23 protein-coding genes are annotated in these 23,546 nt (G+C 72.6%); 14 read left to right on the top strand and 9 right to left on the bottom strand.

Annotated elements, in window-relative coordinates; all coding sequences use genetic code 11:
• The first annotated feature begins 84 nt into the window (after window positions 1–84).
• Window positions 85–537 carry an Lrp/AsnC family transcriptional regulator gene (locus tag AB0G15_RS28685; protein WP_362845710.1) on the top strand — a complete coding sequence of 151 codons (453 nt, stop codon included), beginning with the start codon at window positions 85–87 and terminating at the stop codon, window positions 535–537.
• Between the two features lie 145 nt (window positions 538–682).
• On the opposite strand, the gene AB0G15_RS28690 is transcribed toward AB0G15_RS28685, so the two are convergent.
• A complete protein-coding gene (locus AB0G15_RS28690; protein WP_362845712.1) occupies window positions 683–943 on the bottom strand; it encodes an aldo/keto reductase in 261 nt (86 codons plus the stop codon).
• Window positions 944–1,279: 336 nt separating this feature from the next.
• Between AB0G15_RS28690 and AB0G15_RS28695 the strand changes: the two genes are divergently transcribed.
• From AB0G15_RS28695 to AB0G15_RS28715, 5 genes are all read left to right on the top strand, one after another.
• Window positions 1,280–2,830, top strand: coding sequence for an ABC transporter substrate-binding protein (locus AB0G15_RS28695; protein ID WP_362845714.1), 1,551 nt, complete (start codon window positions 1,280–1,282; stop codon window positions 2,828–2,830).
• Between the two features lie 231 nt (window positions 2,831–3,061).
• Window positions 3,062–4,027: an ABC transporter permease gene (locus AB0G15_RS28700; protein ID WP_362845716.1), complete on the top strand. Its 966-nt coding sequence runs from the start codon at window positions 3,062–3,064 to the stop codon at window positions 4,025–4,027.
• A complete protein-coding gene (locus AB0G15_RS28705) occupies window positions 4,024–4,890 on the top strand; it encodes an ABC transporter permease (protein WP_362682903.1) in 867 nt (288 codons plus the stop codon). Before AB0G15_RS28700 ends, AB0G15_RS28705 begins: the two co-directional genes overlap by 4 nt.
• Window positions 4,887–5,699, top strand: a complete 813-nt coding sequence (locus AB0G15_RS28710; RefSeq protein WP_362845718.1) for an ABC transporter ATP-binding protein — start codon at window positions 4,887–4,889, stop codon at window positions 5,697–5,699. The genes AB0G15_RS28705 and AB0G15_RS28710 overlap by 4 nt, the downstream gene beginning before the upstream one ends.
• Window positions 5,684–6,610, top strand: coding sequence for an ABC transporter ATP-binding protein (locus tag AB0G15_RS28715; protein ID WP_362845720.1), 927 nt, complete (start codon window positions 5,684–5,686; stop codon window positions 6,608–6,610). Before AB0G15_RS28710 ends, AB0G15_RS28715 begins: the two co-directional genes overlap by 16 nt.
• Before the next feature lie 19 nt (window positions 6,611–6,629).
• On the opposite strand, the gene AB0G15_RS28720 is transcribed toward AB0G15_RS28715, so the two are convergent.
• Window positions 6,630–7,100: a DUF2000 domain-containing protein gene (locus tag AB0G15_RS28720; RefSeq protein ID WP_362845722.1), complete on the bottom strand. Its 471-nt coding sequence runs from the start codon at window positions 7,098–7,100 to the stop codon at window positions 6,630–6,632.
• Between the two features lie 113 nt (window positions 7,101–7,213).
• On the opposite strand from AB0G15_RS28720, the gene AB0G15_RS28725 reads away from it, so the two are divergent.
• Entirely contained in the window at window positions 7,214–7,705 is a 492-nt protein-coding gene (locus AB0G15_RS28725; protein WP_362682891.1) for an Lrp/AsnC family transcriptional regulator, read from the top strand.
• A gap of 183 nt (window positions 7,706–7,888) precedes the next feature.
• Window positions 7,889–8,299 carry a hypothetical protein gene (locus tag AB0G15_RS28730; RefSeq protein ID WP_362845724.1) on the top strand — a complete coding sequence of 137 codons (411 nt, stop codon included), beginning with the start codon at window positions 7,889–7,891 and terminating at the stop codon, window positions 8,297–8,299.
• A 51-nt stretch (window positions 8,300–8,350) separates the two neighbouring features.
• Here the strand turns inward: AB0G15_RS28730 and AB0G15_RS28735 are convergent, their stop codons facing one another.
• Window positions 8,351–9,025: a response regulator transcription factor gene (locus tag AB0G15_RS28735; protein ID WP_362845726.1), complete on the bottom strand. Its 675-nt coding sequence runs from the start codon at window positions 9,023–9,025 to the stop codon at window positions 8,351–8,353.
• Entirely contained in the window at window positions 9,022–10,149 is a 1,128-nt protein-coding gene (locus AB0G15_RS28740) for a sensor histidine kinase (RefSeq protein ID WP_362845728.1), read from the bottom strand. The genes AB0G15_RS28735 and AB0G15_RS28740 overlap by 4 nt, the downstream gene beginning before the upstream one ends.
• A 229-nt stretch (window positions 10,150–10,378) precedes the next feature.
• Between AB0G15_RS28740 and AB0G15_RS28745 the strand changes: the two genes are divergently transcribed.
• Window positions 10,379–10,813, top strand: a complete 435-nt coding sequence (locus tag AB0G15_RS28745; protein ID WP_362845730.1) for a DUF6223 family protein — start codon at window positions 10,379–10,381, stop codon at window positions 10,811–10,813.
• A 378-nt stretch (window positions 10,814–11,191) separates the two neighbouring features.
• Window positions 11,192–12,829 (top strand): glutamate--tRNA ligase family protein, encoded by a 1,638-nt coding sequence (locus tag AB0G15_RS28750; protein ID WP_362845732.1) that lies wholly within the window; start codon window positions 11,192–11,194, stop codon window positions 12,827–12,829.
• 148 nt (window positions 12,830–12,977) lie between these two features.
• Here AB0G15_RS28750 and AB0G15_RS28755 read toward each other — a convergent pair whose 3' ends face one another.
• The gene (locus tag AB0G15_RS28755; RefSeq protein WP_362845734.1) at window positions 12,978–14,111 is read right to left on the bottom strand and encodes an AI-2E family transporter; all 1,134 of its coding nucleotides are present in this window, start codon (window positions 14,109–14,111) and stop codon (window positions 12,978–12,980) included.
• Between the two features lie 173 nt (window positions 14,112–14,284).
• On the opposite strand from AB0G15_RS28755, the gene AB0G15_RS28760 reads away from it, so the two are divergent.
• Together AB0G15_RS28760 and AB0G15_RS28765 are read left to right on the top strand one after the other, a co-directional pair.
• Window positions 14,285–15,895, top strand: coding sequence for an ROK family protein (locus AB0G15_RS28760; RefSeq protein ID WP_362845736.1), 1,611 nt, complete (start codon window positions 14,285–14,287; stop codon window positions 15,893–15,895).
• Between the two features lie 125 nt (window positions 15,896–16,020).
• Window positions 16,021–17,829 carry a glycoside hydrolase family 71/99-like protein gene (locus AB0G15_RS28765; RefSeq protein ID WP_362845738.1) on the top strand — a complete coding sequence of 603 codons (1,809 nt, stop codon included), beginning with the start codon at window positions 16,021–16,023 and terminating at the stop codon, window positions 17,827–17,829.
• 257 nt (window positions 17,830–18,086) lie between these two features.
• On the opposite strand, the gene AB0G15_RS28770 is transcribed toward AB0G15_RS28765, so the two are convergent.
• Window positions 18,087–18,710 carry a helix-turn-helix domain-containing protein gene (locus AB0G15_RS28770; protein ID WP_362845740.1) on the bottom strand — a complete coding sequence of 208 codons (624 nt, stop codon included), beginning with the start codon at window positions 18,708–18,710 and terminating at the stop codon, window positions 18,087–18,089.
• Between the two features lie 121 nt (window positions 18,711–18,831).
• On the opposite strand from AB0G15_RS28770, the gene AB0G15_RS28775 reads away from it, so the two are divergent.
• Together AB0G15_RS28775 and AB0G15_RS28780 are read left to right on the top strand one after the other, a co-directional pair.
• Window positions 18,832–19,224 carry a nuclear transport factor 2 family protein gene (locus tag AB0G15_RS28775; protein WP_362845742.1) on the top strand — a complete coding sequence of 131 codons (393 nt, stop codon included), beginning with the start codon at window positions 18,832–18,834 and terminating at the stop codon, window positions 19,222–19,224.
• Between the two features lie 125 nt (window positions 19,225–19,349).
• Entirely contained in the window at window positions 19,350–19,886 is a 537-nt protein-coding gene (locus AB0G15_RS28780; RefSeq protein ID WP_362845744.1) for a hemerythrin domain-containing protein, read from the top strand.
• Here AB0G15_RS28780 and AB0G15_RS28785 read toward each other — a convergent pair.
• The 3 genes from AB0G15_RS28785 to AB0G15_RS28795 form a co-directional block, all read right to left on the bottom strand.
• Window positions 19,795–20,340, bottom strand: coding sequence for an NmrA family NAD(P)-binding protein (locus AB0G15_RS28785; protein ID WP_362845746.1), 546 nt, complete (start codon window positions 20,338–20,340; stop codon window positions 19,795–19,797). The genes AB0G15_RS28780 and AB0G15_RS28785 overlap by 92 nt on opposite strands.
• Before the next feature lie 165 nt (window positions 20,341–20,505).
• Window positions 20,506–22,521, bottom strand: a complete 2,016-nt coding sequence (locus tag AB0G15_RS28790) for a tetratricopeptide repeat protein (RefSeq protein ID WP_362845748.1) — start codon at window positions 22,519–22,521, stop codon at window positions 20,506–20,508.
• A gap of 14 nt (window positions 22,522–22,535) precedes the next feature.
• A complete protein-coding gene (locus tag AB0G15_RS28795) occupies window positions 22,536–23,381 on the bottom strand; it encodes a hypothetical protein (RefSeq protein WP_362845750.1) in 846 nt (281 codons plus the stop codon).
• Between the last annotated feature and the right edge of the window lie 165 nt (window positions 23,382–23,546).

The following is a 23,546-nucleotide window of genomic DNA, read 5'->3' on the forward strand; positions in this document are numbered from 1 at the left end:
GCGTTGCCGCAAGGTTATGCCAGGTAGAACAAAACTCGATGTCAAACTTTCCAAGGTTGGCCCCCCTCGTTAGCATCCGATGTCATGGATGTGACAGATCGCGCAATTCTCGGTCTCCTGCAGGTGGAGGGGCGGCTGAGCAACCTGGAGCTGGCCGAGCGGGTGCGGCTGACCCCCTCGCCGTGCCTGCGCCGGGTCCGCAACCTGGAGGAGACCGGAGTGATCACCGGCTACCGCGCCGTGATCGACCCGACCGCCGTGGGGCGGGGCTTCCAGGTCGTCGCCTACGTCGAGCTGGAGGGCCAGGACGCCGAGACGGTCACCGCCTTCGAGGCCGCCGTCATGGAGATCGACGACGTGGTGGAGTGCCTGCGCATGTTCGGCCGCCCCGACTACGTGCTGCGGGTGGCGGTGCCCGACATGGACGCCTACAGCCAGCTCTGCCTGGAGAGGCTCGGCCGCCTGCCCGGCCTCGACAAGCTCACCTCGCAGATCGCCATGAAGGCCCTCAAGCCCGGCGGCGTCCTGCCCCTGTGAACCGGCGCCTTTCATCGGCACGACAGCTGATGATCGCGGTGGCCGTTCGCATGTCCACATGCTGTCACCAGGAAGATCGCCGTTTACGGCGGGAGCACTGGAATTGCCTGAGGTCCATACCTTCAGCCCGGAGCGCCGATGGTCCTCAGAATGAATATTCCCGGACGGTCGGGTGTGGCCTGCCCGCAGCGAGATGCGCGCCGATGACCTCCTCGGAGCGCCCCTGGGAATAGCCGTTGGCGGTGTCGATGAAGTTGCCACCAGCCGCCGTGTAGCGAGCGATCAGCTCGCGCGAGGTGCCCTCGTCGGTGCCGAGGACCTCACTGCCGAAGGTCATCGTGCCGAGACAGAGAGGGCTCACGCGCAGGCCGGTGACGCCGAGTGTGCGGTACGAGTCCAAGGACATCGTCAATGTCGCCTTTCGGCGAGTGGAACGTACCGGTCCGTCAGGCCGCGGAGCGCTCGGCGACCGGGCTCCCGGGCCGCTTCGCCGGTAAGGGGTGTCCGTAAAGCGGATTTTTGTCCGAAATTGAATAAAGCCTACTATTTCTGTAGGGTTAGCCGAGAAGCCGCTGACGACGTGTTCCCAGCCAGTCGCCGGTGGCGTACCGCAGCAACCCCTTCCGGCGTGCCCTCGCCGACCGCGACGAAGTGAACCGTCCGAAACCACGCCCGCAACGGTCCCCACGCCTCTCGTGCGGCTTGTGCGGCCCGATGGCGCGGACGGTCATCGGGAGAGACAGTGAAAAGGAAGACGACGCCCCTCGTCGGAGCCGTGATCGCGGCCGCGCTGGCCCTCGCCGGCTGCGGCCCGGACTCCGGTTCGGGCTCCGGTTCGGGCTCCGCCTCCGGAGGGAGCGCCGCGCCCGGGGGATCGGCGGCCGCCTTCGACCCGGCCGCGACGATCGAGGTCGGCTCGCTCTACGAGCCGCAGAACCTCGACAACACCGGCGGCGGCGGTCAGGGCGTGACCGAGGCGTTCAACGGCAACGTCTACGAGGGACTGTTCCGGCTCACCGACGAGGGCAAGGTCGAGAACCTGCTCGCCGAGAGCCAGAAGGTCAGCTCCGACGGCCTCACCTACACCTTCACCCTGCGCGACGGCGTCACGTTCCACTCGGGCGATCCCCTCACCTCCGCCGACGTGAAGCACAGCATCGAGCAGGTCACCGCGAAGAAGTCGCAGTCGGCCCGCAAGAGCGCCTTCGCCGTCGTCAAGAGCATCGAGACCCCCGACGACGGCACGGTCGTGGTGAAGCTGAAGGACAGGTCGATCTCGTTCGTCTACAACCTCAGTTACGTCTGGATCGTCAACGACGCGGCGAAGGACCTGGCGAAGTCCGAGGACGGCACCGGCCCGTACCGGCTGGGCGAGTGGAAGCGCGGCTCCACGCTGAGCCTGACGCCGTTCGACGGCTACTGGGGCACCGCCCCGACGAACAAGGGCGTGGTGTTCCACTACTTCACCTCGGCGACCGCGCTCAACAACGCGCTGCTGACCGACGCCGTCGACATCGTGACCAGCGAGCAGAGCCCGGACGCGCTGGAGCAGTTCAAGAACAACCCGAACTACAAGGTCAACGACGGCCGGTCGACGACCAAGCTCCTGCTGGCCTTCAACGACAGGGTCAAGCCGTTCGACAACAAGCTCGTCCGCAAGGCCGTCGGCGCCGCCATCGACGACCGCAAGCTGCTCGACTCCATCTGGGGCGGCTACGGGACGCCGATCGGCTCGATGGTCCCGCCCACCGACCCGTGGTACGAGGACCTCACCTCGCTCGACCCCTACGACGTGGAACTGGCCAGGAAGCAGCTCGCCGAGGCCGGTTTCCCGAACGGGTTCGCCTTCACGCTCGACACCCCGAACTACGACCCGCACCCCACCGCGGCCACGTTCATCAAGGGCGAGCTGGCCAAGATCGGCGTCAACGTGACGATCAACGTCATCACCGCCGACGAGTGGTACACCAAGGTGTTCAAGAACCGCGACTTCGCCGCCACGCTGCAGGAGCACGTCAACGACCGCGACGTCGTCTGGTACGGCAACCCCGACTTCTACTGGGGCTACGACAACCCCGAGGTGACCAGGCTGGTCGACGAGGCCGAGCGGTCCGACACCGTCGAGAAGCAGGCCGAGCTGCTCAAGCAGGCCAACCGGAAGATCGCCGAGGACGCCGCCAGCGACTGGCTCTACCTCTACCCGCAGATCGTGGTGGCCTCGTCGTCGCTGTCGGGCTACCCGGTCAACGGCCTCAACTCGCAGTTCCACGCCTACGGCATCAAGAAGGGCTGATGTCCGGCACCGCGCTCCGCCTGCCCGGCACCGCACCCCTCTGGCCCGGCACCGCACCCTGCCGGCCCGGCCCGGCACAGCGCTCCGCCTGCCTGGCCCGCCACCTCGCGGGCCAGGCGTCGCACCCCGCCGGCCCGGCCCGCCGCCCCGCGCGGCCGGCCGGGCTCCGGCGCGCCTGCCCGCCGGTACGGAGTCCTCTCTCATGACCACTCGTCCGCTGCCCGGTTCACCATGATCACTTACCTGCTGCGGCGGGCGGCGTTCCTCGTCGTCTCGCTCCTGCTGGCCTGCGTCGTGCTGTTCCTGCTGCTGCGCCTGCTGCCCGGCGATCCGGCCAACGCGCTGCTGTCGGTCGGGGCCACCCCCGAGCAGATCGAGGCCGCCCGCCACCAGATCGGCTCCGACCGCCCGCTGCCCGAGCAGTTCGCCACCTGGCTCGGCCGGCTCGCCGCCCTCGACCTGGGCGAGTCGTTCGTCAGCACCCTCCCGGTCGGCCCGGAGATCGCCTCCCGCCTGGTCGTCACCGTCCCGCTGACCCTGCTGTCCTTCCTGCTCGCCGTCGCCGTCGCCGTACCGGTCGGCTTCGTCGCCGCCCACCGCGCGGGCACCTGGTACGGGTCCCTGCTCAGCGGGCTGTCCCAGCTGGGCATCGCGGTCCCGGCCTTCTGGGTGGGAATGCTGCTGATCACGGTGTTCTCGCTCCGGCTGAGGGTGTTCCCGGCCGGCGGCTTCCCGAGGGACGACTGGGCCGACCCGGCCGCGGCCCTCACCTCGCTGGCGCTGCCCGTCGTCACGATCGCCCTCGTCATGTCGGCCTCGCTCGTCCGCTACGTCCGCTCCGCCACCCTGGACGTGCTCGGCAGCGACCACCTGCGGACCTTCCGGGCGCTCGGCTCCTCCTTCACCGGGGCGATGTGGCGGCACGGCCTGCGCAACGCGGCCGTGCCCGTCGTCTCCGTCCTCGGGATCGAGCTCGCCACGACCTTCCTCGGGGCCGTCGTCGTCGAGAGCGTGTTCGCCCTCCCCGGTCTCGGCGGCATGCTGGTCAAGGGGATCGCCCAGCACGACTACCCGGTGATCCAGGGCATCCTGTTCGTCAGCACCTTCGCGGTCCTGCTGATCGGTTTCGCCGCCGACCTCGCCCAGCGGCTCATCGACCCCCGGCTGCGCGGCACCGTCTCCGGAGGCCCGCGATGAACGCCGCGGCCTCCCCGCCGAAGGCCCCCGTACCGGGTGCCCGTCCCCGGTCTCGGCGGTCCACGACGCTCGTGATCGGATGCGTGCTCGCCGGCCTGGTCGTCGCCGTCGCGGTCGTCTCCCTCCTGTGGCTCCCGTACGCCCCGGACGACACCTCGGGAGACCGGCTCATGCCGCCGGGGGCCGCCCACCCGCTGGGCACCGACAAGCTGGGCCGGGACCTGCTCACCCAGCTGATGATCGGCGCGCGGATCGCGCTGACGGTCGGGGCCGGGTCGGTCCTGCTCGGCGGCGTCCTCGGCCTGCTCGCCGGTCTCGCGGCCGGGTTCGCCACCCGATGGCTCGACGACACGCTCTCGGTGCTGCTCGACATCCTCATCGCCTTCCCCACCCTGCTCCTGGCCATGCTCGTCGTCGCGGTCCGCTCGGCGTCGCTCGGCTCGGCGATCCTGGCGATCGGGCTGGGCATGTCCGCGATCGTGGCGAGGCTGACCCGGGTGCTCGTCAAGCGCGTGCTGGCCCAGGACTTCGTCACGGCCTCGCGCACGTCGGGAACCTCCTGGCCGCGGGTGGTGACCGAGCACGTCCTGCCGAACATCTGGCCGACGCTGCTGGTCAACCTCGCGCTCCAGCTCGGGCTCGCCGTGCTGGCCGAGGCCTCCCTGTCCTACCTGGGGCTCGGCCCGCCCCCGCCGAACGCCTCCTGGGGGCGCATGCTGCAGGAGGCCCAGGCGACCGTGCTCACAGCGCCACTCGGCGCCGTCGCCCCCGGCGTGCTGCTGGTCGTGCTCGTCGTCGGCGTGAACCTGATCGCCGACGGCCTCAGGGACGTGGCCGACCCGACCCGGCGGAGGACGCGATGAGCCTGCTCCACGTCACGGGACTGCGCGTGCGCTCCGCCGACGGCCACGACCTCGTCAAAGGCCTGTCCTTCGCGATCGGCCCGGGCGAGCGACTCGGCCTGATCGGCGAGTCCGGGTCCGGCAAGTCGCTGACCGCCCTCGCGGTCATGGGCCTGCTGCCGTCCGGGATGACCGCGTCCGGCAGCGTCGTGCTGGACGCGCCGGGTACGGGCCCGTCCGAGATCGTCGGAGCCCCCGAGCGGCGCCTGAACGGGCTGCGCGGCCGGGCGGTGTCGGTCGTGTTCCAGGAGCCTCTGACGGCACTCGACCCGCTCATGAGGGTCGGCCGCCAGCTCGCCGAGCCCATCAGGCGCAGGCGGGGACTGCGCGGCGCCGCCCTGCGCGCCGCCGTGGCCGCCGCCCTCCAGGAGGTCCGGATCGCCGAACCCGACCGGGTCGCGCGGGCGTACCCGCACGAGATCTCCGGCGGCCAGCGCCAGCGCGTCGCCATCGCGATGGCCCTGGCCTGCGAGCCCGCGCTGCTCATCGCCGACGAGCCGACCACGGCCCTCGACGTGACGGTGCAGGCGGAGGTGCTCGCCCTGCTCGGCGGCCTGGTCACCGCCCGGGGCATGGCCCTGCTGTTCATCGGCCACGACCTCGCGGTCGTCTCCGGGATCACCGACCGCGTCCTCGTCCTCAAGGACGGCGAGGCCGTCGAGTCGGGAACCGTCAGGGAGATCGTGGACGCGCCGCGCCACCCGTACACCCGGTCACTGGTGGCGGGCGCCCGGCACCTCGACAGCGCACTGGATTGGACGAACCGTTGACCCGGCCCACCCCGGACCAGCCCGCCGACTCCACCGTGCCCGCCGACTCCACCGAGCCCGCTCCCGACGCGGCGGGCGGGCCCGTCCCGGCCACCGCAGGACCGGCCGGGGCCGTTCAGGACGGGGTGGCCCGGCCCGTCCTGGAGGCGCGCCAGGTGGGTTTCGCCTACCGCGGGGCGGCGGCCCCCGTGCTCTCCGACGTCTCCTTCCAGGTGCTGCCGGGGCGCAGCACGGCCCTGGTCGGGGAGTCGGGGGCCGGCAAGACGACGCTGCTGCGCCTGCTGCTCGGCCTGGCCGTGCCCACCGCCGGGCGGATCCTCTTCGACGGGACGCCGCTCTCGCCGCGCGACCGCGGGCGGATGCGCGCGTTCCGCCGCAGCGTGCAGACCGTGTTCCAGGACCCGTACTCCTCGCTCGACCCGCGGCAGCGGGTGGGCCGGATCGTCGCCGAGCCGCTCCGCTCGCTCGGCCTGGTGCCGGCGGCGCGGTGGAACGCCTCGGCCGCGGACCTGCGCGTCGCCGCCGCGCTCGAAGCCGTCGGGCTGCCGGCCGACGCCGCGCGCCGCTACCCGCACGAGTTCTCCGGCGGGCAGCGCCAGCGGGTCGCCATCGCGCGCGCCATCGTGTGCGAGCCCCGGGTCCTGCTCGCCGACGAGCCCGTCAGCGCGCTGGACGTCTCCACGCGCGTACGCGTCATCGACCTGCTGGCCGAGCTGCGCGAGAGCCACGGGCTGACCGTGGTGATGGTCTCCCACGACCTCGCCGTGGTCGCGATGCTCTGCGACCACACGGCGGTCCTCGAACGCGGCCGGATCGTGGAGCAGGGCGACACCGCCGCCGTGCTCGGCTCCCCGAGCCACCCCTACACCCGCCGCCTGATCGACAGCGTGCCGAGGCTTCCCGTCACCTGACCGGCCCCTCCCCGCCGCCTCAGCGCAGCAGCGGGAGCTTGCCCGTGAGACGCTCCACGGCCTGGCGCGGGCCCAGCAGGCTCACCGCGTAGTACGAGAGGTCCTCGCCGCCGGCGCGGGCCAGCCCGGCCAGGTACTCGTCGTAGACGTTGGTCCGCTGCGCGATGGCCGCCATGTCGGCGACGACCAGCCCCGCCTCCTTTGCCGCCTCGTCCCTGATCCGGCGGACGACGTCGGCGGGCGCGGCCAGCACCGTGCACCCGGTCCAGGGCAGCCCGGCGTGGGTGTGACCCGAGGCGTCGGTGCCCGCCGATCCCAGGATCGCGGGCACCGCGTTGCCCACGGACGCGGCCAGGCAGGCGGCGGCGTTGGCCTGCAGGCCGCGGGGAAGATCATGGTCGATCACGATCGCCCATTTCACCGGAAGCCGCCGGGTGGGCAGGTCGGTCCGGCGGTCCAGGGTGTCGATCCAGTCGGCCGATATGGTCATCCGTGTTCCCCTCTCCGAATTTCTGAGAGGACGTTCGCATCCGAAGTGCAGGAATCACAACTCGATCTCACTCATTCCGAATAAAGTTCGGAAATCTCTGGGAAGATGTACGCGTGGACGAACTTGACACGGCCATCCTCGCCGAGCTCCAGCGCGACGGCCGCCAGACCAACCGCGAGCTGGCCGAGCGGCTCGGCATCGCGCCCTCGACCTGCCTGGAGCGGGTGCGCTCCCTGCGGAGCAGGGAGGTGATCGAGGGCTTCCACGCCGAGGTCAACCTCGCCGCCATCGGCCGCCCGGTCCAGGCGCTCATCAACGTCCGGCTGCACCCGAAGATCAGGGAGGCGGTCGAGGGCTTCCGCGACCATGTCGCCGCTCTCCCCGAGACCCTCGCGGTCTTCGTGGTGTCCGGCGGCGACGACTTCATCATCCAGGTGGCCGTACGCGACACCGGCCACCTGCGCGACTTCGTCCTCGACCACGTCTCCCGGCACCGCAACATCGCCGACGTACGCACCTCGCTGGTCTACGACCACATCCGCAAGACCTCCGTCGAGGTCCTGCCCCCCGAGCGGCCGAGCCCGCCCCGGACCCGCCGCCGCTGAGAGCGGACCCGCGAGTCCCTCGACCTTCGGGCAGCTCCGGTCCACCGGGGCACCTCGTGCCGGCCGCGAGGCCGGATCCCCCTCATCCGACCACCGGCTTCGGCCGGCGCACGCGGTGATCCTAAGATCGCTGGGAGGCCACCCCCCCCCACGATCGACGACCTGGTATCCGGAGGATCCGCCATGCGACTCCCTCGTTCCCTCTCCGGCTGGACGATGGCCGTCTTCGGCCTCCTCGCCGTGGCACTCGGCGTCGTCGGCCTGGTGTCGCCGGACACCATGCTCGCCCTCCTCGGCTTCGAGGTGCCGCAGACGCGCGACCCCGCCGACTACACGAAGGTGTACCTCGCCGCCTCCTCCATGGCCGCGGTGAACATGGGCGTCTACTACCTCCTGGCCGCCGCCGCCGACTACCGGCCCTTCTTCCTGTGGACGGTGCCGTTCCGCCTGCTGACGTTCACGGTCTTCACCCTCCTGGTGGTGACCGGCGCCGCCCCCGCCCGGTTCATCGGCGTCGGTCTCTGGGAGGGGGCCGGCGCGGTGGTCACCGGGGCCGCGCTCTGGTGGGAACGCAGGCGCCCGGACGCCGCCTGACGGCCCGGGCACGGTCCCGGCGCCGAAACGCAGGGACGCTCGATCCCGGCGTCAGAGGACGTCGGGAGAGTCGCGCGGGACCACCAGGCCGGATTCGTAGGCGAGGACAACGAGCTGGGCGCGGTCGCGGGCGCGGAGCTTGGCCATGGCCCGGTTGACGTGGGTCTTCGCGGTCAGCGGGCTGATCACCATGCGGTCCGCTATCTGGTCGTTGGACAGGCCCCGCGCGACCAGGGCGACGGCCTCGCGTTCACGGTTGGTCAGTTCTCCCAGCCCCGTGCCGGTGCCGCCGTCGAGCGGCTGGGCGACGTACCTGTTGATGAGCCTGCGGGTGATCGACGGGGCGAGCAGGGCGTCGCCGCGCGCGGCGACGCGTACGGCGTGCAGGAAGTCCTCGGGCACGATGTCCTTGACGAGGAATCCGGCCGCGCCGGCGCGCAGCGCGTTGAAGACGTGCTCGTCGAGGCCGTAGTTGGTCAGGATGACGACGTGGACCCCGGCCAGGGCCGGGTCGGCGGCGATGCGCCGGGTCGCCTCGATGCCGTCGACGACCGGCATCTGGATGTCGATGAGGGCGATGTCGGGCAGGTGCTCCCTGGCCAGAGCCAGGGCCTCCGACCCGTCGCCGGCCTCGGCCACCACCTCGATGTCGTCCTCGAGGTCGAGGAGCGCGCGGAATCCGCTGCGGATGAGCGGCTGGTCGTCGACCAGCAGGACGCGGATCATGACGTTCGCTCCACGGGAAGTTCGACCTGGACGGTGAAGCCGCCCTCGCCGCGCGGTGCCGCCCGCAGGTGGCCGCCGAGGGCGGTGACGCGCTCGCGCATCCCGAGCAGCCCGACACCGGGCACCGGGGCGGTGCCCGGCGTGGCCCTGCCGTCGTCGTCGACGCGGATCACGAGGGTGTCGGGACGGTAGTCGATCCGGACCGACGCGGTGGCGGTGGCGGCATGCCGGGAGATGTTGGTGAGCGACTCCTGAACGATCCGGTAGACGGTACGGCTCACCGCGGCCGGCACGTCGTGCCGTTGCCCCTCGATCGTCAGCGTCGCTTCCAGCCCGATGGTGCGGGCGCGTTCCAGCAGTTCCGGGAGGTGGTCGAGCCCACGCGGCGGGGTCGTGTCGTCGTCGCGCAGCGCCTGCAGGGTCGCGCGCAGCTCCCGGGTCGCCTCACGCCCGGCCTCCTGGATCGCGAGCAGGGCCTCCGGTACCTGCTCGCCGCGCCTGCGCGCCACGTGGACGGCGACCTCGGACTGCACCTTGATGATCGAGATCTGGTGGGTGAGCGAATCGTGCAGCTCCCGCGCGATGCGCAGCCGCTCCTCGTCGGCACGGTGCCGCGCGGCCTCCTCCCGGGTGCGCTCGGCCTCGTCCGCCCGCCGCTCGGCCTGCCGCAGCGCCTCACCCGCGGCGCCGGCCGCGACCAGCCAGGCCAGCTCGAGGGCACCCCGGGCCTGCGCGAGCGCCTCGCCCAGGTCGTGCGAGCCCGAGACCAGGGCCGCGAGGGGGAGCGCGGCCAGCATGGCCACGCTCGCCACCACCGTGACGGTGCGGTGTCCCGCCCGTACGGCGGCGTACACCGCGAACAGGTACGCGACGGCGGGCACGTCGAAACCGGCGGCCTGGTAACCCACCGCGCACAGCCCGGTGACGGCCAGGACGGGAAGCGGGGCCCGGCGGCGCGCGGCCAGCGCCAGACCGCCGGCCGCCAGCAGCGCGTGACCGAGCAGGGCGAGGTCCGTGGCGGCGTGCCGCCCGGACAGCCCGGTGACCAGCAGCGTCGCCGCCACGCCGACGGCGATCGCCCAGTCCTGGACCTCGGCCCGGACACCGGCCCGTCCTGTACTCATGCGGGCACCCTAGCCGGATGTCCGCGCAGGCGACTCCCGCGCACGGACGATCGGCCGGCTACCGCGCCCGCGGTATCCCCGCGGTTCCTGCGGCGTCCGCGGCAGCCGGTTGCGGCACCGGCGGCAGCGCGAAGTGTCCGCGCCCGCCGGACGACCGGCGGCGGGTCCGGCGGACATGATCAGGCGAGTCGAGTCGTAGCAACCAGTCCTAGGAGAAAAGGAGCACCCCATGTCAGTCCGACGTGTGCTTGCCGTGGCCGGAGCCGCCCTGATCGGAGGCTTCCTGCTCGCCGTACCGGTGGCCGCGCACGCCTCGGTCCAGCTGGACCCCGTCGGTGCCTACACCATGACCGCCGGGCGGCTCTGGTCCCTGGTGGCCGCGGTGGTGGGGCTGGCCGGCGTGGTCGCCGGCGGGCTGGCGCTGGCCCGCTCCACCGGCCGGATCGGCTCCGGCTCCGGCTCCGGCTCCGGGAGAAGGGGGGCCTTCGTGGCCCTGGCGGCGGGGCTGGCCGGCGCGGTCGTCGGCGGGCTGGTCGTGGCCGCCGCCGAGGGTGGCCCCGGCACCGGTTACGGGATAGTCGGAGGGGTCATGGCCCTGGTGGTGGGGCTGATCGGCACGGCCCTCGGCGGGCTGGTGCTGGTCCGCTCCCGCCGCGCCGGATAACCCGCGCCGGACGACCCGTACCGGATGACCCGCGGGGGACGGCCCACCGGCATCGCCGGTGCCGGACGCGGGCGGCCGCGCCGCCGGCGCCGCGACCGAGGCCGTCCGAACCGGCCCGGCCCGGCCCGGTCCGGTTCGCGTGAGGGATCCCGCCGCTCGCGACGGCGGACGGGAGGGGGAGGGCGGGGCAGAGCCATTGGTCCCGGTTCGTCCGGCCCCTCCTTCCGGCCTCGGCGAGACGGGGAAGGAACTCGGCGAGACGGGGGAGAAATCGGCGGGCTCGGGCTCCGGTCTGTCGGGCATACTGCGGGACAGGGCCCGCCACCGGCGAACCCCGCCCGTCCTCACATGCCATCTGCCCGCTGGAGTGGACCACCCATGTCTCCGCTCGACCGCGCCGCCGTCGACGCCCTGTTCCCCGCCGGCCTGCCCGAGGTCGGCCACTGGCAGCGGCGCTACCCGCCCCGGCCGCTGCCCGAGGGAGCCCAGGTCACCCGGGTCAGCCCCAGCCCCACCGGCCACGCCCACATCGGCAGCGTGTACGTGGCCATGATCGACGCCGACGTCGCCCGTCACAGCGGCGGCACCTATTTCGTGCGGGTGGAGGACACCGACCGGCTGCGCGAGGTCGAAGGCGCCGCCGCCCAGTTCGACCGCGTCTTCTCCGTCTTCGGCGTCTCCCCCGACGAGACCGACCCCGACGGCGCCTACGGCCCTTACACCCAGTCGGCGCGTTCGCCCGTCTATCTCAGTCACGTGCGGGAACTCCTGCGCCTGAACAAGGCGTACCCGTGCTTCGCCACCCGCGACGAGCTCGCGGCCAACGCCGCCGCGCAGCGGGCAGCGAAGGTCCCCACCGGCTACTACGGCCGGTGGGCGATCTGGCGGGACGCCCCGGCCGAGCGGGTCGGCGAGTACCTGGCCGCCGGCCGGCCGTACGTGGTGCGGTTTCGCTCTCCCGCCTCCCCCGGTGATCGGATCGGCTACCACGACCTGATCCGGGGCGAGCTGGAAGCCGACGCGAACCTCAACGACGCCGTCATCCTCAAAAGCAGCGACCAGCACCCGCGCCTGCCCACCTACCACTTCGCCCACGCCGTCGACGACCACCTCATGGGTGTCACCGTCGTCATCCGCGGCGACGAGTGGATCTCCTCGGTTCCGCTGCACCTGCAGCTGTTCGACGCGCTCGGCTTTCCCCACGTCGGCTACGCCCACATCGCGCCGCTGATGAAGATGGAGGGCGGCAGCCGCCGCAAGCTGTCCAAGCGCAAGGATCCCGAAGCGTCGGTGGACCACTACATCCAGGCGGGCTACCCGGTCGAGGCGGTCCTGTACTACCTGCGCGGCCTGGCCAACGGGCGCCTGGCCGAGCTGCCCCTGGCCGAAGCGCTGGCCGCGCCCATCCTGCTGGAGGAATGCGGCGCGGCCGGTCCTCTGGTGGACATGGCCAAGCTGGACGACATCAGCGCAGACTTCGTCGCCACCCTGCCCGGCGAGGAGATCCTGCGCCGCCTGGCGGCCTGGGCCGCCGACCACGACCCGGACCTGGCCGCCGTGCTCGACGGCGACCGGGACCTGGCGCTGCGCGCGCTGGCCGTCGAGCGCGACGGGGTACCGAACCCGCGCAAGGACCTGCGCAAATGGTCGGACTTCCGGGCCGCCTACGGCTTCTTCTTCCCCTCGCTGTTCGAGCGCGCCGACGACGGCGACCCCCGCTTCGGCGGCCTGGACCCGCGCCTGGTCCGCGCCATGCTCGACGACCTCGCCGAGCGCTACCGGCCGCACGCCGACCCCGGCCGCTGGTTCGACCAGGTGCGCGACCTCGCCGCCCGGCACGGTTTCGCCCCCACCCCCAAGGCGCACAAGGCCGACCCCGGCGCCTACCCCGGATCGATCCGCGAAGCCTCCCAGGTCGTCCGTGTCGCGCTGACCGGAGCCACCCGCAGCCCCGACCTCGCCGCCGTCGCCCACGCCCTGGGAGCCGAGGAGGTCGTACGACGCCTGCGACGGTGATCCCGCCGTCGCGGGCGTTCCAGTCGCGGGCGTTCCATCGTCGCGGGCGTTCCGGAGGGCGCTCGGACCTGTGGCGCGTCCCGCGATCCGGGTCCCGTCTTCCCCGCCGGGGAGGCCCCGGGGCCTTCGTCGCCGGACGGTTCGTGTCTCAGGCGGGTTTTTCCGCGGGGGCGGGGCTGGGGGCGGGGGTGTCGGGCGGGTCGGTTCGCGGGTGCGGGGGCGGGTCGCTGAGCTGGTCGCGCAGGTAGTTCCAGACGACGGCGATCAGGGCGGCGACGGGCACGGCGAGGAGGCTGCCCACGATGCCGGCGAGGTTGCCGCCCAGGGTGACCGCGAGGAGGATCACCGCGGCGTGCAGGCCCAGGCCGCGGCTTTGCACCATGGGCTGGAAGACGTTTCCCTCGAGCTGCTGGACGGCGACGATGATGGCGAGCACGATGAGGGCGTCGGTGGGGCCGTTGGAGACCAGGGTGATCAGGACGGCGACGAAGCCGGCGAACAGGGCGCCGATGATGGGGACGAAGGCCGAGACGAAGGTCAGGACGGCCAGGGGCAGGACGAGGGGGACGCCGACGATCCACAGGCCCAGGCCGATGAAGAGGGCGTCGAGCAGGCCGACGAAGGCTTGGGAGCGGACGAAGGAGCCCAGGGTGTCCCAGCTGTGGGCGGCCACGGTGGGCAGGTCGGTGGCCAGGCGGCCGGGGAGCTGGCGGGTGAGCCAGGGCAGGAACCGCGGGCCGTCCTTGAGGAAGAAGAACATCAGGAACAGGGCCAGGACGGTGGTGACCAGGCCGTTGAGGATGGTGCCAACGCCGGTGACGGTGGCGGTGACGATGCTGCCGACGCTCGATTGGATGCGGGTGGTGGCGGTGTCGAGGGCGGTGCTGAGCTGGTCGGCGCCGATGTTGAGGGGTGGTCCGGCGGCCCAGTCGCGCAGGCGTTGGATGCCGTTGCCGACGCCGGTGGCCAGCTCGCCGGCCTGGGAGGCGACCGGGACCGCGATGAGGACCAGGGTGCCGGCGGCGACCAGCAGGAACAGAACGGTCACGGCGGAGGCGGCCAGAGTGGGGTGCCAGCCGTGTTGGCGTAGGAAGCGGGTGATGGGCCAGGTCAAGGTGGTGAGCAGCAGGGCGATCACCAGAGGCCAGACGATCGACCACATCTGGCCCAGGATCCAGAGGATGACCGCGGCCATCAGCACGACGAGCAGCATCTGCAGGGAGATCCGCGCCGAGGTGCGCAGCGCGGTGCGGGTCTTCGCGACGTTCAGCGGGGCAGGCACGAGATCACCTTAGACATAGCCGGCTCACACCGCAGACATAGTCGGCTCACACCGCGGACATAGCCGGATCACACCGCGCCACCGCGGGAACCCGGCCGGACCCGCCGCGGGCGGGGCGGCCCGCGCGGGAGCCGGCGCTTTTCGCCGACGCGGGGAGGGTGTTGGATGAGTGCATGCGTGAAGTGGACGGAGAGCGCGAGCCGGTGCGGACCGCGGCGGATTCGGAGAGCCCGTCCACCTCACCGTGGAGCGCGCCGTCGTTTCCGTCCCACGCCCGCGACACGGGGGAGTTTCCGTCCCACGCCCGCGACACGGGGGAGTTTCCGTCCCACGCCCGCGACACGGGGGAGTGGCGCCCCGCCCGTGGCGTGCCGGGCGGGACGCCCGCTCCCGGGGTGAGCGGTCCCGGCATGCGGCAGCCCCCCGGAGGCGGTCCCGAGCGCCGTTCGCGCGCCGGACGCCCGCTCCAGGCCGGGCCGATACCCGGGCCGATGCAGGGGCCGATGCCGGGCCGGCGCGAGGGTGGGGCAGGCCGGCTCCGGCCGCAGGCCGAGACGCGTCCGGCGCCTCGTGCCTTCAACCAGCTCGCCCTCGGCTCCTACAACGAGAAGCTGGTGATCGAGAGCATCCGGCAGGCCGTGTCCACGAGCAGGGTGGAGATCGCCGAGCGCACCGGGCTCACGCCGCAGGCGGTGTCGCGGATCACCCGTAACCTGCTCACCTCGGGCCTGCTGACCGAGGACGCCCGCCAGTCGGCGGGCGCCGGCAAGCCGCGCGTGCCGTTGCGGCTGCGCCCTGACGCCGGTTCGGCCATCGGCGTCCACCTCGACCCGAAGATGATCACTGTGGTGGCCGTCGACCTGTGCGGCGACCTGCTCGACCAGCGGCACCTGCCCCTGCCGGAGCAGGCCGACCCGCAGTGGTGCCTGGCGCAGATGACCCGCATGGCACTGGAGTCCGCCGAGGCGGCCCATCCCGCCTCCGAGGCCCTGCTGGGTGTGGGGGTCGCCGTGCCGGGCCCGCTCGACCCCCGCGCCGGCCTGCTGCTCGACCCGCCGCTGTTCCGGGACTGGAAGCACGTGGCGCTCAAGGCCGAGCTGGCCACCCGGCTGGACGTCACCGTCATCGTCGAGAAGGACTCCACGGCGGCGGCGATCGGCGAGCGCTGGCTGGGCGCGGCCGACCGCGCCGACGACTTCGTCTACCTCTACCTGGGCGCCGGTGTCGGCAGCGGCGCCTTCCTCAACGGCGACGTCTACCGGGGACGTACGGGCAACGCGGGCGAGGTCGGCCAGCTGTGCGCGATCGCGACCGGCCGGCTCACCCCGGAGGGCGGCCCCGACCTCGTCCCCGAGTGCGCCCCGACGTCCGCGGTGGTGGACCGTGCCGGCGCCGCGGGCATGGTGGTCCCGCCGGGCGACGCCGCCTACGAGTGGGTCTGCGAGGCCGCGGCGCGCGGTGACCGGCGGGCGGTCGCGGTGATCGAGGAGGTGGCCCGCGTGATCGGCCTGGGCGCCGCCGGGCTCATCGACCTGCTGGACGTCGAGCTGCTCATCATCGGCGGGCCCGCCGTCCTGCCCGCCGTGGCCGACATCTACCACGGGCAGATCGCCGCCGCCGTCAACGGGTTCCCGATGGCCAGGCACCTGCGCGAGGTGGAGGTCGCCCAGTCGCACCTCAACCGGGCCGCGGCGGCGGTGGGGGCCGCGTCCAGCGTGTTCCACGAGGTGTTCACGCCCAGCCTGGGCTCACGGGCGCGAGCGGCGCACCCGGACGCCGTGTGACCGCACCCGCCGGAGGCGCGGGGACTTTACAGAGACGATGACCGGGATTTCGCGTGGATTGACATAGTCAATCCAATGGATTTACATATCCGTAACCTCCGTCACCCCCCACCGAAGGCTAATTCGTGAATAAGCGCCACAAACCCCTCCTGAGGGCGACGCTGGCCGTCTCCCTCCTCGCGGCCGCCCTGAGCTGGTCGGCCGCGACCCCGGCCCTCGGCGCGCAGGCCGCCGCCCCGCCCACCGTGAAGAACAAGGTCTACGCCGGCTACCAGGGGTGGTTCAACGCCCAGGGCGACGGCTCGCCGCTCAACCACTGGCGGCACTGGTCCCGCGGGACACAGCCCTCACCGGGCAACCAGACCTTCGAGCTCTACCCGGACATGAGCAGGTACCCCGCCTCGGCCAGATACCAGACCGGGTACGCGGCACTCGGCAACGGCCAGCCGGCGACGCTCTTCTCCTCCTATCCGACGGCCGTGATCGACCAGCACTTCCAGTGGATGAGCCAGCACGGCATCGACGGCGCCGCGATCCAGCGCTTCGGCGCCGACGTCGTCGAGCCGGGCTCGGCCAACGCCCAGGTCCGCAACACGATCACCTCCAGGGCCAGGGACGCCGCCGAGAAGCACGGCCGCGGCTTCTACGTCGAGTACGACGTCAGCGGCCTGACCGACGCCAACGTGGAGCAGGTCCTCACCCGGGACTGGACCGACGTGGTCACCGGTCAGCTCCGCCTCACCGACTCTCCGGCGTACGCCAGGGAGAACGGCAAACCCGTGGTCGAGATCTGGGGTTTCGGCTTCTCGGACCGCCCCGGCACGGCCGCCCAGGCCGAGCGCATCGTGCGCTGGTTCAAGGACCGCGGCCTGTACGTCATCGGCGGCGTGCCGCGTGAGTGGCGTTCGGGCGCGGACGGCAAGCCCGGCTTCGGCCCGGTGTACCGGGCGTTCGACATGATCTCGCCGTGGATGGTGGGGTACGTCGGCGACACGAGCGGGCTGCTCGCCGGCGACCGCGACGCGCTGAACGCGACCGGCCAGGCCTACCAGCCGGTCATCTACCCGGGCTTCGCCTGGTCCAACTGGAACGGCGGCGCGCGCAACATGATCCCGCGCCGGTCCGGCGACTTCATGTGGGAGCAGGCCGTCGGCGTGCGCCGGGCGGGGGTGCCGCAGGCGTTCATCGCGATGTTCGACGAGTACGACGAGGGCACGGCCCTCGCGCCGGGCGCCGAGGACTCCTCGCAGGTGCCCACCGACCAGTACTTCCTGACCACCAGCGCCGACGGCAAGTACGTGTCGTCCGACTTCTACCTGCGCCTGGCGGGCAGGGCCACCCGCATGATCACCGGCCTTGACCCGCTGGTGACCACGGTGCCCATCCCGCTCAGCGCCGGTCCGGTCTTCTTCCGCACCAGCGTGGAGCAGGGCACCGACGCCCAGCCGACGTGGACGAACACCCCGGGCGGCGGCGGCACCACCAACGTCACCGGCCAGTCGCTCGCGGTCGCGACGGGCGAGGACAACCAGATCGGCGCGTCCGCCCTGCGCATCCGGGGCAGCGCCGCCTCCACCGCGGCCTCGCACGCCTACTTCCAGGTGTTCGACGTGAACATCCCGGTGACCGCCGCGACCAAGCTGCAGTACTCCTTCCTGCCGAAGGACGCGGGCGGCCGCAACGTCGCGGTGGACTTCACGATGACGGACGGCACCACGCTCCGCGACAGCGCCGCCGCCACGACCACCGGCGCCGACATGCACCCGGGCACCGCCAAGGGCACGGTCGGCTCGTGGACGCGGATCCAGAGCGACTTCGGCTCCGCGCTGAACGGCAAGACCATCGACAAGATCCTCGTCGGCTACGACCGCGCCGCGGGCACGGCCGGGACCTTCACCGCCTACATCGACGACATCACCGTCACCAACTCCTGATCCGCGTCCGTCCCCCGGCCGGGGCACGGCGCCCGCCGCGGCGCCGTACCCCGGCCGGTTCATGTCACCGGCCGGACGCCGTGCGCGGTTCGGCGAGCTGTCTCTCCAGGCCGTCGAGCAGGGCCTGGAGGCCGTGTTCGAAGGTCGGCTCGGGGGCGGCGGCGTAGTCGGTGGCCGGCGGCGTCCCCAGGCGGGCGCGCAGCTGAGCTCGTCCCGGCCGCCGCCGGTCGCATCCGGGGCAGGGGAGGGCGCGTCGCCTACCGGGGCCGGGGCCGTAGCCCGTCGAGGATGAGCCGGGCGAGGTGCGCGGAGCGCTCGGGACTGGTTTCCGCGCCGGCGTGGCGGATCGCGGCGAAGGCGCCGGCGACCAGCGCCATCACCTCGTCGACGGTGAGGTCGGGGCGCGCGGCGCCGGCCGCGTGCGCGCGGTCCAGCAGGTCCGCGACATGGCCTGTGAGATCCGCCGCGACGTCGGGGGCGGCGGTGCGCAGGTCGAACTCGGCGGCCACCAGCGCGCTCTTCACCGCCACGTTCTCGGCGCCGGTGGCCATCATCTCGGACAGCAGCGTGAACAGGGCCGCGGGATCGCCGGTGGCGGCGAGCGCCTCCGCTCTCGTCACCAGCCGCCTGATCTGGTCGGTCGCGACGGCGAGATACAGCGCCTCCTTGGCGGGGAAGTGCCGGTGGACGGTGCCGGGGCCCACGCCCGCGCGGCGGGCGATCTCGTCGAGCGGGACGCCGAGGCCCTCGGTGGCGAACAGCCGCTGCGCGGTCCGCAGGATCCGCTCGCGGTTGCGGCGCGCGTCGGCCCGCGGCTCCCGGTCGCTCCCGTGGGCCGCCGTCGGGTTCGCCGGTGCCGGCTCGGGCGTCTGGTCGGACATGTCGGCATCAGTATAACCGGGGCGCCGCACCGTATATGGTGGCCATAACCGGGGCGGCGCACCGTTTAGGGTCCGCGCCGCTCGTCACGACCCGATCGTCAGCCACGAGGAGATCACGACGATGACCACACGCGAGGACGCGAGCGCCCTGGTGCGGCGGATGCAGGAGTGCTTCAACAGCCGTACGTTCGACCAGGCCGCCGACCTGCACACCCCCGGTTTCTTCAGCCATCCGCTCGGTACCACCGGGTTCGAGGCGGGAAGGGATGCCTGGCGCGCGCTCGTCGCCCGGTTTCCCGACGTGCGCGTCGTGGCCCAGGACATCCTGGTCGACGGCGACAGGGCCGCCGTCCGCTCGACCGTCGAGGGGATCGCGGATCCGGACGGCGACGCGCGGCCCATGCTGTTCGAGATCTTCCGCATCGACGACGGCCGGTTCGCGGAGATGTGGGGGGCCAGCGCGGGATTCCCGTCCTCGGCCGCCCCGGAGGACCTGCTCCCCAGGGTGAGCTGACCGGCTCCGGCGGCCCGCGCTCACGCGGTGCGCCCGGACGCCGTCACGATCCCACCGGAATCCGCGGCGCCCGCTCCCCGGGACGTCCGGGACACTGGGCGGAGCACCCCATCTGGAGGAAGAGCATGAACGCACGTTCCGAGGCGGGCGACCGCCTCACCGCCATGGGCACCCAGTTGCTCGAAGTGCACATCTGGCTTCGCGAGATGCTGGAGGACCTCCAGGACAGCGTCGACGACTACTTCGACGGCAAGGGGCTTCCGCCGCGGGACCTGCGCGCCCACTGCCTTTCCTTCTGCACGGCGCTGACGCGCCACCACACCGGCGAGGACAGGGGCGCGTTCCCGGCGATCGCCGAGGAGTTCCCCGAACTGCGCAAGGTGCTCTCCGAACTGCGCGCGGACCACAACCAGCTGGACTGGCTGCTGGGGAACCTGCGGAAACTGCTCGAGTCCCTCCCGGAGGAACCGGACCCGGCCACGGCCTCCAAGGTGCGAGAGGAGGTGACGGCGCTGTCGGCGATCATGCAGACGCACTTCATCTACGAGGAGAAGAAGCTGATCTCCGTGCTCAACTCGATGGACGTGCCCGAGTGGCGCGAGAACCGGCCGGACTTCCTGCTGATCGACGACGAGGACGGGCCCGTGGCCCCTTCCCGGTGAGGCTCCGCACCACGCGGCGGCATCGGACCGGCCTTCCCCGTCCACCTGGCCGCCTGCGGCGCGGGTGGCGCCGCCGGTCCGGTCCGGGAGTCCGGGTCACCGTACGGTGACACCGCCGGGTCCGCGTACGGTGACACCGAGGGATCAACCGCAGGTTCTGCATGAAGGAAGCGGGTCGCAGGTGCGTGTGGCCGAGCCCCGAGCGTTCGATGTACGCCTCGACGAGCTGGTGCCACGCGAAATGGACGATGGTGGTGTCCTCGGCGGCGGACACCCCGACATGGACCACATGGGAGACGCCCTCGGCCTTGGCCGCATCCACGGCCGCCTTGGATCGCGCCAGCATCCTCACGTCGTAGCCGGTGAGCAGGAACACCCGATCGACATCCGCGAACGCCGGCCGTACCGCCTGCAGCCCGGTGGTCTCGGCCTCGTCCAGATCGAGACGGCGCACCTCGACCCCTTCTGCCAGAGATGCGCGTGGTCTTTGACGTCACCGGCGACAGCGGACGTTCCGGTGATCCGGCCCTCGTCGTCGATGCCCGTGGCGATGCTGCGCCAGCCACCGGGGAGGGTCCCCGGGTAGGTCAGCCGGCCGTCCTCCCAACCGGGTGCGGGATCAGACGAAGCGGAGGTAGCCGATGACGTTGTTCAGCATCTCCGGGTCGTTCTCGGGGAAGCGGGCGACGAAGGTGCGGAGCCTGCCGGTGTCGTCGAGGGCCGCCCACAGGTAGGCGACCTCGGCGTCGGGGAGCGTCATCCACCAGGCGGTGCCGGGAAAACCGCCGAAGGTCGCGTCGGCCGGGGGACGGTGGCTCAGCGGGCGGGCGGGGAGGGTGCGCTCCAGTTGTCCGCGGACCGTGCTCAGGATCCGGGCGCGGGACGCGGCCGAGGCGGGCGGGGCGATGCGCAGGACCCTGATCGCCAGGTGGTGGAGCTTGTTCGGGGAGGTCAGGTCGGCGGTGCCGGCCCGGTCGTGGGAGAGGGCCCAGCCGTCGGGGCGGCAGAGGGCGATGCCGCCGGCCCAGTCGGCGTACCCGGTCAGGCCGGCGCCGGTGCCGGTCGACAGGGTGGCGCCCGCGCCGGCCAGCAGGCGGCCCTCGGCGTAGAACTCGACACGGTACTCGCCGGTCGCGGGGCAGGCGGCGTCGACGACCGCCCAGGACGTGGTGCCGGAGGGCTGTTCGGGCTGCCAGGGCTGGATGCTGACCAGGTCGGAGCGCTGCAGCCACTCGTCGCCCGGCCGTGCCCGGTAGTAGACGATCGAGGCCACCCTGGCGCCCTTGAACATGCCCTCGTAGGAGAGCGTCGCCTGGATGACGGCACCCTGCGCGGCCACCCGGATCGCCGGGATCCGGGCCGACGGCGCGGGCCGCGCGTTCGGGGCGAGCTCCTCGCCCTGGACGCGCACCAGCTCGCCCTTGATCTCCTGGGCGAAGGGCCGGGCGTGGTCGCGCTGGGCGGCCACCAGGTCGAGGGTGGTACGGGTGGCGGCGTAGAGCTCGTTGCGTTCGGTGGGGTCGGGGCGGCTCCTGATCACCCGGAGCAGCTCGGTGGCCGCCCGCCTGGCCTCGGCGGTCTTCTTCTGGCCGAGCAGGGCCAGCAGCAGGTTCATCCGGGGTATCGGCGGGCCGGGGTTGAGCTCGACGGCGGCCCGGCTGTGCTCCTCGGCCGCCTTGTAGTCGGCCAGGTGGATCTCGAAGCCCCCCAGGTTGACCAGGGCGGTGTACTTCTCGTCGCCGCCGTACTCGACCGCCTTGGCCATGTCCGTCACCGCGGCCTCGTACGCGCTGCGTGAGGCCGTGCTGAACACGTACGCCGACGTGGCGCGCTCGGGGCTGGCCGCCATCACGCGGGCGCTCGCGCGATGCTCGTAGGCGACCGCGTAGTCGTCGCGCAGCGCGATCGCCCGGGTGTAGTGGGCGATCGCGCTCTCGTACTCGCGCAGCCCGGCGAGACGGTCGCCCTCGGCCACGGCCGTGATGGCCGCCCGGGGCGTCGTGACGGGCGGTACGGCGAGAAGGACGACGGTGCCCGCGACGGTGACGGCCACCATCGCGGCGGCGGGCCACACCAGGTGGTTCCGGTTGGCCTCGCCGACGGTCAGGGACAGGCCGAACAGGGTCAGCGCGACCGCGAGGAGGGCGGTCCCCGCCGAGTAGGTGTTGCTCCTGTCGCCCCACGAGCTCGCGGTCTCCTGGGTCGCCTCCTGCTCCAGGCCCGCCACGGTCGCCTCCCTGTTGAGGTCGCCGAGGTAGCGCTGCGCGGCGGCCGCGTCGGCGCCCAGCAGCGGGGAGGAGTCGTCCAGCTTGCCGTACGCCTGCCGGAGCCGGTCGGCGACGGCCTCGTGCTCCCGCTCACCGAGCAGCGTGGCCCGCAGGGACTCGAGGTCGTGACGGCGCTTGACGGTGGTGGCGGCGCCGAGGTTGGCGGTGCTCTCCATGGAGTCGGCCGTCGCCCCGGCCTGGGCGGCCAGCGCGGTGACGGAGGCGCGCTGGGCCTCGCGGGCGTTCCTGTCCTCCTGGGCGCCCGCCTGCCCCCCGAGGTAGGTGAGCATTCCGGCGAGCAGGCCCACCGCGGTCATCGTGAGCGCGAGCCGGCGCTTGAACGGGGTGTCGAACTCCTCGTCCGTCATGGCGGGTCCCTCTGTCATACCGGCGCCAGGGAGAGCCACAGGGCGAGGGCGGTGAGCAGCCCGTACCCGCAGAGGGAGGCTCGCAGGAGCCGGTCGCGCCGAGGTGGCGCGACGAGGCGGGCGACGGTCAGCAGGAGCACGATCGCGAGGGTGCCGCCGACGGTGAGGGTGAGATGACCGACCCGGTCGTGCAGGGCGTCGGCGCGCCGCGCGGTCCGGGCGGGCTGGTCGCCCGGCACCGTGAAGATCTCGTGGTTGCGGATCACGGCGGCCTCGCTCATCTCGTAGTCCCACCTGGCGGAGGCACCCGCGCCCGGCAGGTGGCGGCGGTCGATGTACTGGTCGACGAGGAAGCCGTCGGCGATGTCGCGAAGGGCCCTGGCCTCGTCGGGGTCGACGGCCTCGATCGCGTCGGCCTGGGCGTGGAGGGCCCGGTAGTGCACGACCTGGCCGCCCCTCGACCGGCTGCTCATGTGCGCCACCACGCCCGCCGTCCGTACCTGGATGGTCTCCACCACGGCCTGCCGGTCGGTGTCGATGGCCTGCGAGTTCAGCCGCACCGCCGCGTACGAGGCGGCCGCCCCGGTGATCGTGGACAGGCCGATCGCGATCGCGACGATCCGCTCGTACGGCCGGGCCCCGCCCCGCTCCCCGCCGCCCCGCCTCGGGAAGCGGAAGCGCCGCTTGCGGAGCGGCTTCCTCGGCCCGGCCGCGCCGGCCCTGCGGAGGGTCGTGATCCTTGCCCGCAACGACCGCACGGCGCCGTGCTGGGGGCGGCCGTTCCGGTCACCCGCGGGGACACCGCCCGAGCGCTCGGCGTGGCCGGGATCGGGCGCGTTCCCTTCGGCTTCGGGGGGCATGCGAGACCTCCGGCTCAGGGGCCTGCAGGCGCGGTCACCGTGCCGGTCCGTGGTCAGTTGTTGACTTCCTCCCCCTCGTGAACGAGGGGATTCCCACGGTCGCCCGTGAGGGTTCCTGCTTCGTCGCCGGTCGCCTGCCAGAGAGGACTCTCTGTGAGGTCTCAC

It is taken from the genome of Streptosporangium sp. NPDC023825 (assembly GCF_040639575.1).
In the GTDB taxonomy this organism is placed as follows: Bacteria; Actinomycetota; Actinomycetes; order Streptosporangiales; family Streptosporangiaceae; genus Streptosporangium.

Excerpts from the sequence above, each read along its gene's own strand:
- AB0G15_RS28685 (WP_362845710.1), top strand. The coding sequence starts at position 85 with ATGGATGTGACAGATCGCGCAATTCTCGGTCTCCTGCAGGTGGAGGGG.
- AB0G15_RS28690 (WP_362845712.1), bottom strand. The coding sequence starts at position 943 with ATGTCCTTGGACTCGTACCGCACACTCGGCGTCACCGGCCTGCGCGTG.
- AB0G15_RS28700 (WP_362845716.1), top strand. The coding sequence starts at position 3,062 with ATGATCACTTACCTGCTGCGGCGGGCGGCGTTCCTCGTCGTCTCGCTC.
- AB0G15_RS28705 (WP_362682903.1), top strand. The coding sequence starts at position 4,024 with ATGAACGCCGCGGCCTCCCCGCCGAAGGCCCCCGTACCGGGTGCCCGT.
- AB0G15_RS28710 (WP_362845718.1), top strand. The coding sequence starts at position 4,887 with ATGAGCCTGCTCCACGTCACGGGACTGCGCGTGCGCTCCGCCGACGGC.
- AB0G15_RS28720 (WP_362845722.1), bottom strand. The coding sequence starts at position 7,100 with ATGACCATATCGGCCGACTGGATCGACACCCTGGACCGCCGGACCGAC.
- AB0G15_RS28730 (WP_362845724.1), top strand. The coding sequence starts at position 7,889 with ATGCGACTCCCTCGTTCCCTCTCCGGCTGGACGATGGCCGTCTTCGGC.
- AB0G15_RS28735 (WP_362845726.1), bottom strand. The coding sequence starts at position 9,025 with ATGATCCGCGTCCTGCTGGTCGACGACCAGCCGCTCATCCGCAGCGGA.
- AB0G15_RS28740 (WP_362845728.1), bottom strand. The coding sequence starts at position 10,149 with ATGAGTACAGGACGGGCCGGTGTCCGGGCCGAGGTCCAGGACTGGGCG.
- AB0G15_RS28745 (WP_362845730.1), top strand. The coding sequence starts at position 10,379 with ATGTCAGTCCGACGTGTGCTTGCCGTGGCCGGAGCCGCCCTGATCGGA.
- AB0G15_RS28750 (WP_362845732.1), top strand. The coding sequence starts at position 11,192 with ATGTCTCCGCTCGACCGCGCCGCCGTCGACGCCCTGTTCCCCGCCGGC.
- AB0G15_RS28760 (WP_362845736.1), top strand. The coding sequence starts at position 14,285 with ATGCGTGAAGTGGACGGAGAGCGCGAGCCGGTGCGGACCGCGGCGGAT.
- AB0G15_RS28770 (WP_362845740.1), bottom strand. The coding sequence starts at position 18,710 with ATGTCCGACCAGACGCCCGAGCCGGCACCGGCGAACCCGACGGCGGCC.
- AB0G15_RS28775 (WP_362845742.1), top strand. The coding sequence starts at position 18,832 with ATGACCACACGCGAGGACGCGAGCGCCCTGGTGCGGCGGATGCAGGAG.
- AB0G15_RS28780 (WP_362845744.1), top strand. The coding sequence starts at position 19,350 with ATGAACGCACGTTCCGAGGCGGGCGACCGCCTCACCGCCATGGGCACC.
- AB0G15_RS28790 (WP_362845748.1), bottom strand. The coding sequence starts at position 22,521 with ATGACGGACGAGGAGTTCGACACCCCGTTCAAGCGCCGGCTCGCGCTC.
- AB0G15_RS28795 (WP_362845750.1), bottom strand. The coding sequence starts at position 23,381 with ATGCCCCCCGAAGCCGAAGGGAACGCGCCCGATCCCGGCCACGCCGAG.